We start from the raw sequence: 11,459 nt of genomic DNA, 5'->3' as shown, positions 1-11,459 counted from the left end.
GGGGACGACACCTTCGGGGCGGGGCGGCGCGGCCGGCGTAGGCCCTTCCTCGGTGTCCCTGGGCTGGGCTCTGCCGGTTTCGAGAAGCTGCGGTATTGATGCTGGATTTCTGAAAGGACTCGTCAATGTTTTCCTGGATGGCCTGGACGCTGCCGGTGGCGGTGTTCTTCAGTTGCATCGTGCTGATGCTGGTGGGCATGACGCTGTGGGAACTGCGCAGCCCGACCGTGATGCGCAAGGGCTGGCTGCCGATGGCGACGACGCGCGGGGACCGGCTATTCATCGGGCTGCTGCTGGCGGCCTATGTCAATCTGGCCTGGGTGGGCCTGGGCGAGAGGATGGTGCAGTGGTTCTCGCTGGAGGCCGAGCCTTCGGTGTGGATCAGCCTGGTGCTGTCCATGCTCGTGCTGGCCGTCGTGATGCGCAAAGGCTGATCACTTCATTCCATTTATCGACAGCCGGGCCCGAAGCTCCCCCGGGGCCCGCTGGTGCATGTGCATGTCGGGGAGACAGCAAGAATCTAGGAGACGGCAGATGAAACAACGACTTCATACCATCGCCCTCGCGGCGGCCCTGCTGGCGGCGGGGCAGGCGTCCTGGGCCGGAGAGGCGGAAGCCAAGAAGTGGATCGACGCGGAGTTCCAGCCCAGCACGCTGTCCAAGGACCAGCAGATGGCCGAGATGAAGTGGTTCATCGAGGCGGCCAAGAAGCTGCAGGCCAAGGGCGTCAAAGAGATCGCCGTGGTCTCCGAGACCATCACCACGCACGAGTACGAGAGCAAGACGCTGGCCAAGGCCTTCACCGAGATCACGGGCATCACCGTCAAGCACGACCTGATCCAGGAAGGCGACGTGGTCGAGAAGCTGCAGACCTCGATGCAGTCGGGCAAGTCCATCTATGACGGCTGGATCTCCGACTCCGACCTGATCGGCACGCACTACCGCTACGGCCGCATCATGAGCCTGACCGACTACATGGCCGGCGCCGGCAAGGACTTCACCAATCCGGGCCTGGACATCAAGGACTTCATCGGCACCAGCTTCACCACCGCGCCCGACGGCAAGCTCTACCAGCTGCCAGACCAGCAGTTCGCCAACCTCTACTGGTTCCGCGCCGACCTCTTCGAGCGCAAGGACCTCAAGGACAAGTTCAAGGCCAAGTACGGCTACGAGCTGGGCGTGCCGCTGAACTGGAGCGCCTACGAGGACATCGCCGAGTTCTTCACCAACGACGTCAAGCAGATCGACGGCAAGCCCATCTACGGCCACATGGACTACGGCAAGAAGGACCCGTCGCTGGGTTGGCGTTTCACCGATGCCTGGCTGTCCATGGCCGGCGCGGCCGACAAGGGCATTCCCAACGGCATGCCCGTCGATGAATGGGGCATCCGCGTGGCCGACGACAAGTGCACGCCCGTGGGCGCCTCGGTCTCGCGCGGGGGCGCCACCAACTCGCCGGCCGCCGTGTTCGCGCTCACCAAGTACGTGGACTGGATGAAGAAATACGCGCCCAAGGAAGCCATGGGCATGACCTTCGGCGAGTCCGGCCCCGTGCCGGCCCAGGGCCATATCGCGCAGCAGATCTTCTGGTACACCGCCTTCACGGCCGACATGACCAAGCCCGGCCTGCCCGTGGTCAATGCCGACGGCACGCCCAAATGGCGCATGGCGCCCGGCCCCAACGGCCCGTACTGGAAGGACGGCATGCAAAACGGCTACCAGGACGTGGGCAGCTGGACCTTCTTCAAGGACCATGACGCCAACCGAACGGCCGCCGCCTGGCTCTACGCGCAGTTCGTCACCGCCAAGACCACCAGCCTCAAGAAGACCATCGTCGGCCTGACGCCCATCCGCGAAAGCGACATCCGCTCCAAGGCCATGACGGACATGGCGCCCAAGCTCGGCGGCCTGGTCGAGTTCTACCGCAGCCCCGCCCGCGTGGCCTGGACGCCCACCGGCAACAACGTGCCCGACTACCCCAAGCTGGCCCAGCTGTGGTGGAAGAACGTGGCCCAGGCCGTCACCGGCGAGAAGACGCCCCAGGGCGCCATGGACAACCTGGCCGAGGAAATGGACCAGGTCATGTCCCGCCTGCAGCGTGCCGGCATGGCGCACTGCGCTCCCAAGCTCAACCCCAAGGGTGACCCGGCCAAGTGGCTCAGCGACAAGCAGGCGCCGTGGAAGAAGCTGGCCAATGAAAAGCCCAAGGGCGAGACGATTGCGTATGACACGCTGCTCAATGCCTGGAAAAACGGCAAGGTGCGTTAGCACCCCCTGAGGCGCTTGCGCGCCTTCCCCCTCTCTACTTGCTTCGCAAGGGAGGGGGACGACGCCCTCGCCGCGGGGCGGCCCTTGCTCGGCGTCCCTGAGTTGGGTCGCGCCGGTTTTGGACGGCATGCGCTGTGCTGGTCTCCCGGCCTATCGCCAAATTCGTTGACTGCAAAAAACACGAAACGAAAGATAGCGAAGAAAAAAATACAAAAACGAGCGAAAATAGCGGAAAACCCGATTCCGTCCCCTTCGCATTGGGCGCAGGCGTGGCGTCCCGGGTGCTGACATGGCGGCTACATGGCGCCCTGTTAACTTGCCCCACATTCCTTCGTCGAAGATCCATGTCCCTCGCTGCTTCCCCTCTGCCCACCGGCCGCGCCGCCCTGCTGGAACGCCTGGCCCAGCCTGAAACCTACGATCTGGCCATCATCGGCGGCGGTGCCACCGGCCTGGGCGTGGCCCTGGACGCGGCGGCGCGCGGGTTCAAGGTCGTGCTGGTGGAGTCGCATGACTTTGCCAAGGGCACGTCCTCGCGTGCCACCAAGCTGGTCCATGGTGGCGTGCGTTACCTGGCCCAGGGCAACATTGCCCTGGTGCGGGAAGCGCTGCATGAGCGCACCACGCTGCTGCACAACGCGCCCCACCTGGCGCAGCCGCTGGCCTTTGTCATGCCGTCCTACAAGCTGCTGGACACGCCGTTCTACGGCATCGGCCTCAAGATGTATGACGCGCTGGCCGGCAAGGCAGGCCTGGGCGCCACCGAATTCCTCTCGCGCTCCAGCACGGTCAAGTGTTTGCCCACCGTGCGCCAGCAAGGCCTCAAGGGCGGCGTCAAATACTGGGACGGCCAGTTCGACGATGCCCGCCTGGCGCTGGCGCTGGCACGCACGGCCGCCGCCAAGGGCGCGCTGCTGGTCAACTACTGTCCCGCGCTTGAACTGCTGCACGAAGGCGGCAAGGTCGCCGGCCTGGTCTGCGAAGACACGGAATCGGGCCGGCGCTTCACGCTGCGCGCCAAATGCGTGGTCAACGCCACCGGCCCCTGGGTGGACCTGTTCCGCCAGCAGGATGCCGAGGCCCAGGGCCGACCCGTCAAGCCCATGGTCGCGCCCAGCCAGGGCGTGCACGTGGTGGTGGACCGCGACTTCCTGCCTAGCGATCACGCCCTGCTCGTGCCCAAGACGGCCGATGGCCGCGTGCTCTTTGCCGTGCCCTGGCTGGGCAAGGTCATCCTGGGCACCACCGACACGCCGCGCAACGACCTGGCGCGCGAGCCCCTGCCGTTCCCCGAGGAGCTGGACTTCATCCTCACCGAGGCCGGACGCTACCTCACGCGCCAGCCCACGCTGGCCGACGTGCGCAGCATGTGGGTCGGCCTGCGCCCGCTGGTCAAGCCCCAGGACGACGACGGCGAGAACACCAAGAAGATCAGCCGCGAGCACACGGTCATGTCCAGCCGCACCGGCCTGGTCACCGTCACGGGCGGCAAATGGACCACCTACCGCGCCATGGCCGAAGACGTGCTCTCCGAGTGCTTTGCCATCGGCCGCCTGCCGCACCGGCCCGGCGGCGTCACGGCCCGCCTGCCGCTGGCCGGTGCCCCGGCCGAATCCGCCGTGCACCACCGCATGAACCAAGTCCAGGGCCTGCATTCCTATGGCACGGAAGCCTCGGCGGTGGAGGCGTTGCCGGGCAACGACGAATGGCTGGCAGACGGCCTGAACGAAGCCATGGTGCGTTTTGCCGCGCGCTTCGAATACGCGCGCACCGTGGAAGACGTGCTGGCGCGCCGCAGCCGCCTGCTGTTCCTTGATGCGCGCAAGGCCGCCGAGGTGGCCCCGCGCGTGGCAGCCATCCTTCAGGAGGAGCTGGGGCAGGACGCCGGCCTGGCGGACTTCATGCCGCTGGCGGCCCAGTACCTGCCGGCCTGATTGCGGCTGAAGTCCCTCTCAAGCAAAACGCCCTGCACTGCAGGGCGTTTTGCTTTTGGAGGCAGATGCAAGCCAAGGAAAGATTGTCAAAATTGATGGATATCTATCTTTGATTGTTTTTATGAATCAGAATGCTGCCCATAGCATCTCGTAGCGGTGCCAGCGAACAGCAGCCAGCACAAGGCTGACGAGGGAGGGGGAATGATGAAGAAAGCGCTTGAAAGTCCGTTTTCCGCAGGGCCAGGGCCGTGCCCGAGTCCAACGCGGTGGCCCCAAGCCGCTGCGATGTCTGCGCCGCCGTAGCACGCGCGGCCAGCCCGCAGCAGACGATTGCGTTGAGTCTGCCACCCTTTGCCGAGCCCGCCAGGCTCGGCTTTTTTATGGGCGCTTCCGATGGTGTGCGGCCATCGGCAGGCCCAGTTTGCTACTGGGTTGATAGCGCTCTTGTGGGGGTTGCGCAACGCTGCCGGCCAAGGGTGGAAAAGGCAGCTAAGGGTTTGACGCGCAAAGGAATTTCTGGGACAATCCCATGCTTCACGTGAAAATCGTGAAGTTATCTGCCCAGTGGAAGCGCCGAGAAATGGTTTTCGGCGTGGACGACGGGCCCAAGACTGACTGGCTGCTCGCGGCCCTTGAGAAGACTCTGGGGCTGTCGAGTGTTTGCTGGAGCAAGTTGGGAATATTGAAATGATCCAAACAGAATCTCGGTTAGAGGTTGCCGACAACACCGGCGCGAAGTCTGTTCAGTGCATCAAAGTGCTGGGCGGTTCTCATCGTCGCTATGCGAGTGTTGGTGACATCATCAAGGTGACCATCAAGGAAGCTGCACCGCGTGGACGCGTCAAAAAAGGCGAGGTCTACAGCGCGGTCGTGGTGCGTACGGCGAAGGGTATTCGCCGTGCTGATGGCTCGCTCGTCAAGTTCGACGGCAACGCCGCCGTTCTGCTGAACGCCAAGCTGGAGCCTATCGGCACCCGCATCTTTGGCCCCGTGACTCGTGAACTGCGCAACGAAAAGTTCATGAAGATCGTGTCCCTGGCACCTGAAGTTCTCTAAAGGAAGCACCATGAACAAGATTCGCAAGGGCGACCAAATCATCGTGCTGACCGGCCGTGACAAGGGCAAGCAAGGCGTGGTCTCGGCTCGCAAGGACGACTCCCACCTGTTGATCGATGGCATCAACATGGTGAAGAAGCACGTCAAGCCGAACCCCATGAAGGGCACCACCGGCGGTATCGTGGAAAAGGCCATGCCTATCCACCAATCCAACGTGGCCATCTTCAATGCAGCGACCGGCAAGGCTGATCGCGTGGGCATCAAGGTGCAGGCCGACGGCACACGCGTTCGCGTGTTCAAGTCCAGCGGCGCCGAAATCAAGGCGGCCTAAGGGGTAACACATGGCACGACTGCAAAAACTGTATCGCGAAAAGATCGCGGCTGAACTCAAGGAAAAGTTCGGCTACACCTCCTCCATGGAAGTGCCCCGTCTGACCAAGATCACCCTGAACATGGGTGTGAGCGAAGCCGTGGCCGACAAGAAGGTGATGGACAACGCCGTGGCTGACCTGACCAAGATTGCTGGTCAGAAGCCCGTGGTGACCAAGGCCAAGAAGGCTATCGCCGGCTTCAAGATCCGTGAAGGCCAGGCCATTGGCTGCATGGTGACCCTGCGTGGCGTTCAGATGTATGAATTCCTGGACCGTTTCGTCACCGTGGCTCTGCCCCGCGTGCGTGACTTCCGTGGTATCTCCGGCCGTTCTTTCGACGGTCGCGGCAACTACAACGTCGGCGTCAAGGAACAGATCATCTTCCCCGAAATCGAGTACGACAAGGTGGACGCTCTGCGTGGTCTGAACATCAGCATCACGACGACAGCTCGGACCGACGATGAGTGCAAGGCACTGCTCGCCGCTTTCCGTTTCCCCTTCAAGAACTGAGGTGGCGCATGGCTAAAGTTGCATTGATCCAGCGCGAACTCAAGCGCGAAAAGCTGGCAGCCAAGTACGCTGCCAAATACGCAGAACTGAAGGCAATCGCCGCTGACGCAAAGCGCAGCGACGAAGAGCGCGACGCCGCTCGCCTGGGCCTGCAGAAGCTGCCCCGTAACGCGAACCCCACTCGCCAGCGCAACCGCTGCGAGATCACGGGTCGTCCCCGTGGCACCTTCCGTCAATTCGGTCTGGGCCGCGCCAAGATCCGTGAACTGGCCTTCGCTGGCGACATCCCCGGTGTCACCAAGGCCAGCTGGTAAGCAAGCAGGAGAGATTAAACATGAGCATGAGTGATCCCATCGCTGACTTGCTGACCCGCATCCGCAATGCACAAATGGTCTCCAAGACCACCGTGACGGCTCCTTCCTCCAAGGTCAAGGTTGCAATCGCCCAGGTGCTGAAGGATGAAGGCTACATCGACGGCTTCCAAGTGAAGACCGACGCTGGCAAGTCCGAACTCGAAATTACCCTGAAGTACTACGCCGGCCGTCCGGTGATCGAGCGCATCGAGCGCGTGAGCCGTCCCGGCCTGCGCGTGTACAAGGGCCGTGACGCAATCCCCCAGGTCATGAACGGTATGGGCGTTGCCATCGTCACCACTCCCAAGGGCGTGATGACGGATCGCAAGGCACGCGCCACTGGCGTGGGCGGCGAAGTGCTGTGCTACGTGGCCTAACGGACATTAAGGAGAAATACTGAAATGTCTCGCGTAGCAAAGACTCCCGTGGCCATCCCCGCAGGCGTGGATGTGTCCATCAAAGACGACCAGATCAATGTGAAGGGCACCGGCGGCACGCTGTCGCAAGCCCAGAACGTTCTGGTGAAGATCTCCAACAACGAAGGCAAGCTGTCTTTCGAGCCCGTCAATGACTCGCGCGAAGCCAACGCCATGAGCGGCACCATGCGTCAGCTGGTGAACAACATGGTGGTGGGCGTGAGCAAGGGCTTCGAGAAGAAGCTGTCGCTGGTTGGCGTGGGTTTCAAGGCTTCGGCCTCGGGCTCCAAGCTGAACCTGGCGATCGGCTTTTCGCACCCGGTGAACTTCGAAATGCCGGCCGGCATCACTGTCACCACCCCCACACCGACCGAAATCTTGGTCAAGGGTGCTGACCGCCAGGCCGTTGGCCAAATGGCTGCTGAGATCCGTGCCGTTCGTCCTCCCGAGCCCTACAAGGGCAAGGGCATCCGTTACTCGGATGAGAAGGTCGTGATCAAAGAGACCAAGAAGAAGTAAGGAGCTGCATTATGTTGACCAAGAAAGAGCAGCGTCTCCGTCGTGCCCGCCAGACCCGCATCCGCATTGCACAGCAAGGCGTGGCACGTCTGAGCGTGAACCGTACGAACCTCCACATCTACGCAAGCGTGGTGTCGGAAGACGGCACCAAGGTGCTGGCTTCGGCCTCCACCGCCGAAGCCGAAGTGCGCACCCAACTGGGCGCCATCGGCAAGGGTGGCAACGTGGCTGCCGCTACGCTGATTGGCAAGCGCATTGCCGAGAAGGCGAAGGCTGCCGGCGTGGAGAAAGTGGCTTTCGATCGCGCTGGTTTCGCATACCACGGCCGCGTGAAGGCTTTGGCAGAAGCCGCTCGTGAAGCCGGCCTGCAGTTCTAAGCGGAGCGGATAGAAATGGCAAAGTTTTCTCCCAAGGTGCAAGACGAAGGTCGTGACGACGGTCTGCGCGAAAAAATGATCGCGGTGAACCGCGTCACCAAGGTTGTGAAGGGCGGTCGTATCCTCGGCTTCGCTGCACTGACCGTGGTTGGCGATGGTGATGGCCGCGTTGGCATGGGCAAGGGCAAGTCGAAGGAAGTGCCTGCAGCCGTGCAAAAGGCGATGGAAGAATCCCGTCGCAACATGATCAAGGTGTCTTTGAAGCACGGCACGATCCATCACACCGTGATGGGTCAGCATGGCGCAGCATCCGTGATGCTGAACCCCGCTCCCAAGGGTACCGGCATCATCGCCGGCGGCCCGATGCGCGCCGTTTTCGAAGTGCTGGGCATCACCGACATCGTGGCCAAGAGCCATGGTTCGTCGAATCCCTACAACATGGTCCGCGCGACTTTTGACGCTCTGAAGCACTCCACGACCCCTTCGGAAGTGGCAGCCAAGCGCGGCAAGTCGGTTGAAGACATCTTCACCGCCTGATCGGAGTCAATCACATGACAACGCAACAAACCGTGAAGGTGCAACTGGTGCGCAGCCCCATTGGCACCAAGGAATCGCACCGCGCCACCGTCCGTGGCCTGGGCCTGCGCAAGCTGAACAGCATCAGCGAACTGCAGGACACGCCTGCCGTGCGCGGCATGATCAACAAGATCAGCTACCTGGTCAAAGTTCTCTGAAAGGATTGATGATGGAACTCAATAGCATCAAGCCTGCAGAGGGCTCCAAGCACGCCAAGCGCCGTGTCGGTCGCGGCATCGGCTCCGGCCTGGGCAAGACTGCCGGCCGTGGTCACAAGGGTCAGAAGTCGCGTTCGGGTGGCTACCACAAGGTGGGCTTCGAAGGCGGTCAAATGCCTCTGCAGCGCCGTCTGCCCAAGCGTGGCTTCAAGTCGCATCTGCTGAAGTTCAATGCAGAAGTGACCCTGTCCGCTCTGGAACAGCTGGGCCTGGCCGAAGTCGATCTGGCAGCTCTGAAGCAAGCCGGTCTGGTTGGTGAAATCGCAAAGGTGGTCAAGATCATCAAGAGCGGTGAAATCAGCAAGGCTGTCAAGCTCAACGGCATCGGCGCTACCGCCGGCGCCAAGGCTGCCATCGAAGCTGCCGGTGGCAGCATCGCCTGATTAATGATCTGAAAGAAGACATCCGTGGCTACTAGCGCAGCTCAAATTGCAAAAACCGGAAAATTCGGCGATCTTCGCCGCCGTCTGGTTTTTCTGTTGCTCGCGCTGGTCGTTTACCGGATCGGGGCTCATATCCCCGTGCCGGGCATCGATCCAGCGCAGCTGCAGCAGCTGTTCAATGGCCAGCAGGGCGGCATTCTCAATCTGTTCAACATGTTCTCGGGTGGGGCGCTCTCGCGCTTCACGGTGTTCGCACTGGGGATCATGCCGTACATCTCGGCATCGATCATCATGCAGCTCATGACCTACGTGGTCCCTACATTCGAGCAGCTGAAAAAGGAAGGTGAATCGGGTCGTCGCAAGATCACCCAGTACACCCGCTACGGCACATTGGGCCTGGCGATTTTTCAGTCCCTGGGAATTGCCGTGGCTCTGGAAAGCTCCGCAGGTCTGGTTCTGAGCCCTGGCTTCGGCTTCCGCCTCACGGCGGTGGTCAGCCTGACGGCCGGCACCATGTTCCTGATGTGGCTCGGTGAACAGATCACGGAACGTGGTCTGGGCAACGGCATCTCGATCCTCATCTTTGGAGGTATCGCCGCAGGTCTGCCGAGCTCCATCGGTGGTCTGCTGGAGCTGGTGCGCACCGGTGCCATGAGCATCCTGGCCGCGATCTTCATCGTTCTCGTGGTGGCAGCCGTGACGTACTTCGTCGTGTTTGTCGAGCGGGGACAACGCAAGATCCTGGTGAACTATGCGCGTCGTCAGGTGGGTAACAAGGTGTATGGTGGCCAGTCTTCGCACTTGCCGCTGAAGCTGAACATGGCGGGGGTCATCCCTCCCATCTTCGCTTCCTCGATCATCTTGCTGCCGGCGACCGTTGTGAACTGGTTCAGTGCAGGGGAATCCATGCGCTGGCTGAAGGACATTGCTAGCACGCTGACCCCCGGTCAGCCGATCTATGTGATGCTCTACGCCACTGCCATCATCTTCTTCTGCTTCTTCTACACGGCCCTGGTGTTCAACAGCCGGGAAACCGCCGACAACCTGAAGAAGAGTGGTGCCTTCATCCCCGGGATCCGTCCCGGTGACCAGACGGCCCGCTACATTGACAAGATCCTGGTTCGCCTGACCCTGGCTGGCGCGGTGTACATCACATTCGTGTGCTTGTTGCCCGAGTTCCTGATCCTGAAGTACAACGTTCCGTTCTACTTCGGTGGCACATCACTGCTGATTATTGTGGTGGTGACCATGGACTTCATGGCCCAGGTGCAGAACTACATGATGTCGCAACAGTACGAATCGCTCCTCAAAAAGGCGAACTTCAAAGCGACACTTGGCAATTGAACTAAGTGATGGGCCTGGCCGGCGGTGCCGGCGGGTCCAGTAAGAGTTAGTAGACGCCCACTCGATCTATCCATCGCGGGCATGTTTCCCGGTCGATAGGCCGTAACGGATGTAGAGTTTTAGGAGAATGAAATGAGAGTTTCGGCTTCGGTCAAAAAAATCTGCCGTAACTGCAAGATCATCCGCCGCAAAGGTGTGGTGCGAGTGATCTGCACGGACCAGCGCCACAAGCAGCGCCAGGGTTGATAGGAAAGTTTGAGGACGAATAATGGCACGTATCGCTGGCATTAACATCCCGCCGCATCAGCACGCTGAAATCGGCCTGACCGCTATCTATGGGATCGGTCGCACCACTGCACGCAAGATCTGCGAAGCCGCTGGCATCGCATATTCCAAGAAAATCAAGGAACTGACTGACGGTGATCTGGAAAAGATCCGTGATCAGCTGACTTCCCTGACTCTGGAAGGTGATCTGCGTCGCGAAACAACGATGAACATCAAGCGTTTGATGGACATCGGTTGCTATCGCGGTTTCCGTCATCGTCGTGGCCTGCCCATGCGTGGTCAACGTACCCGCACGAATGCACGTACCCGCAAGGGTCCGCGCAAGGGTGCCGCGGCTTTGAAGAAATAAAGAGATTGAAAGATCACTATGGCTAAGTCTCCCGCAAACAACGCTGCACAGCGCGTTCGCAAGAAAGTCCGTAAGAACATTTCGGACGGCATTGCCCACGTGCACGCTTCGTTCAACAACACGATCATCACCATCACCGACCGCCAAGGCAACGCTCTGTCGTGGGCCTCGTCGGGTGGCCAGGGCTTCAAGGGTTCGCGCAAGTCGACTCCCTTCGCTGCCCAGGTGGCTTCGGAAGTGGCTGGTCGTGCTGCCATCGAACAGGGCATCAAGAACCTGGACGTCGAAATCAAGGGTCCCGGTCCTGGCCGTGAATCCTCGGTTCGCGCCCTGGGCGCCCTGGGCATCCGCATCACTTCCATCGCGGACGTGACGCCGGTTCCCCACAACGGCTGCCGCCCTCAAAAGCGCCGTCGTATCTAAGCTTTTTCACCAAGCCCACCGCCGCCCAGATGTGTAACATCGCGGGCGGCTCCCGTGCTTGTGCACGGCAGATGACA

Annotated in this window: 18 protein-coding genes; all 18 read left to right on the top strand. The window is 61.3% G+C overall.

Annotated elements, in window-relative coordinates:
* Positions 1-125 precede the first annotated feature (125 nt).
* Positions 126-434 (top strand): DUF2160 domain-containing protein, encoded by a 309-nt coding sequence (locus tag BW39_RS05575; protein ID WP_043820414.1) that lies wholly within the window; start codon positions 126-128, stop codon positions 432-434.
* 100 nt (positions 435-534) lie between these two features.
* On the top strand, positions 535-2,268 hold the full coding sequence (locus BW39_RS05570) for an ABC transporter substrate-binding protein (protein ID WP_012202962.1): 1,734 nt from the start codon (positions 535-537) through the stop codon (positions 2,266-2,268).
* Positions 2,269-2,612: 344 nt separating this feature from the next.
* Positions 2,613-4,202: a glycerol-3-phosphate dehydrogenase/oxidase gene (locus BW39_RS05565; protein WP_012202963.1), complete on the top strand. Its 1,590-nt coding sequence runs from the start codon at positions 2,613-2,615 to the stop codon at positions 4,200-4,202.
* A 529-nt stretch (positions 4,203-4,731) separates the two neighbouring features.
* The gene (locus tag BW39_RS31625) at positions 4,732-4,893 is read left to right on the top strand and encodes a hypothetical protein (protein WP_013804445.1); all 162 of its coding nucleotides are present in this window, start codon (positions 4,732-4,734) and stop codon (positions 4,891-4,893) included.
* Positions 4,890-5,258 carry a 50S ribosomal protein L14 gene (gene rplN / locus BW39_RS05560; protein ID WP_012202964.1) on the top strand — a complete coding sequence of 123 codons (369 nt, stop codon included), beginning with the start codon at positions 4,890-4,892 and terminating at the stop codon, positions 5,256-5,258. Before BW39_RS31625 ends, rplN begins: the two co-directional genes overlap by 4 nt.
* Before the next feature lie 10 nt (positions 5,259-5,268).
* Positions 5,269-5,589 carry a 50S ribosomal protein L24 gene (rplX, locus tag BW39_RS05555; protein ID WP_012202965.1) on the top strand — a complete coding sequence of 107 codons (321 nt, stop codon included), beginning with the start codon at positions 5,269-5,271 and terminating at the stop codon, positions 5,587-5,589.
* A 10-nt stretch (positions 5,590-5,599) separates the two neighbouring features.
* A complete protein-coding gene (gene rplE, locus BW39_RS05550; protein WP_012202966.1) occupies positions 5,600-6,139 on the top strand; it encodes a 50S ribosomal protein L5 in 540 nt (179 codons plus the stop codon).
* A gap of 8 nt (positions 6,140-6,147) precedes the next feature.
* Entirely contained in the window at positions 6,148-6,453 is a 306-nt protein-coding gene (rpsN, locus tag BW39_RS05545) for a 30S ribosomal protein S14 (protein ID WP_012202967.1), read from the top strand.
* A 20-nt stretch (positions 6,454-6,473) separates the two neighbouring features.
* Entirely contained in the window at positions 6,474-6,869 is a 396-nt protein-coding gene (gene rpsH, locus BW39_RS05540; protein ID WP_012202968.1) for a 30S ribosomal protein S8, read from the top strand.
* Positions 6,870-6,893: 24 nt separating this feature from the next.
* The gene (gene rplF / locus BW39_RS05535) at positions 6,894-7,427 is read left to right on the top strand and encodes a 50S ribosomal protein L6 (protein ID WP_013804444.1); all 534 of its coding nucleotides are present in this window, start codon (positions 6,894-6,896) and stop codon (positions 7,425-7,427) included.
* Positions 7,428-7,438: 11 nt separating this feature from the next.
* The gene (gene rplR, locus BW39_RS05530) at positions 7,439-7,804 is read left to right on the top strand and encodes a 50S ribosomal protein L18 (RefSeq protein ID WP_012202970.1); all 366 of its coding nucleotides are present in this window, start codon (positions 7,439-7,441) and stop codon (positions 7,802-7,804) included.
* 15 nt (positions 7,805-7,819) lie between these two features.
* Positions 7,820-8,341 carry a 30S ribosomal protein S5 gene (gene rpsE / locus BW39_RS05525; protein WP_012202971.1) on the top strand — a complete coding sequence of 174 codons (522 nt, stop codon included), beginning with the start codon at positions 7,820-7,822 and terminating at the stop codon, positions 8,339-8,341.
* A 14-nt stretch (positions 8,342-8,355) separates the two neighbouring features.
* Entirely contained in the window at positions 8,356-8,538 is a 183-nt protein-coding gene (gene rpmD, locus BW39_RS05520; protein WP_012202972.1) for a 50S ribosomal protein L30, read from the top strand.
* A gap of 11 nt (positions 8,539-8,549) precedes the next feature.
* Positions 8,550-8,981, top strand: coding sequence for a 50S ribosomal protein L15 (gene rplO / locus BW39_RS05515; RefSeq protein WP_012202973.1), 432 nt, complete (start codon positions 8,550-8,552; stop codon positions 8,979-8,981).
* A gap of 24 nt (positions 8,982-9,005) precedes the next feature.
* Positions 9,006-10,325: a preprotein translocase subunit SecY gene (secY, locus tag BW39_RS05510; protein ID WP_012202974.1), complete on the top strand. Its 1,320-nt coding sequence runs from the start codon at positions 9,006-9,008 to the stop codon at positions 10,323-10,325.
* Positions 10,326-10,457: 132 nt separating this feature from the next.
* The gene (rpmJ, locus tag BW39_RS30090; RefSeq protein ID WP_003050535.1) at positions 10,458-10,571 is read left to right on the top strand and encodes a 50S ribosomal protein L36; all 114 of its coding nucleotides are present in this window, start codon (positions 10,458-10,460) and stop codon (positions 10,569-10,571) included.
* A 22-nt stretch (positions 10,572-10,593) separates the two neighbouring features.
* Positions 10,594-10,959, top strand: a complete 366-nt coding sequence (gene rpsM / locus BW39_RS05505) for a 30S ribosomal protein S13 (RefSeq protein WP_012202975.1) — start codon at positions 10,594-10,596, stop codon at positions 10,957-10,959.
* Between the two features lie 18 nt (positions 10,960-10,977).
* Positions 10,978-11,382 carry a 30S ribosomal protein S11 gene (rpsK, locus tag BW39_RS05500; RefSeq protein ID WP_012202976.1) on the top strand — a complete coding sequence of 135 codons (405 nt, stop codon included), beginning with the start codon at positions 10,978-10,980 and terminating at the stop codon, positions 11,380-11,382.
* Positions 11,383-11,459: the final 77 nt, after the last annotated feature.

Source organism: Delftia sp. RIT313, assembly GCF_000632165.1.
GTDB lineage: Bacteria > Pseudomonadota > Gammaproteobacteria > Burkholderiales > Burkholderiaceae_C > Comamonas > Comamonas acidovorans.
This window is presented reverse-complemented; position numbering and strand designations above follow the sequence as displayed.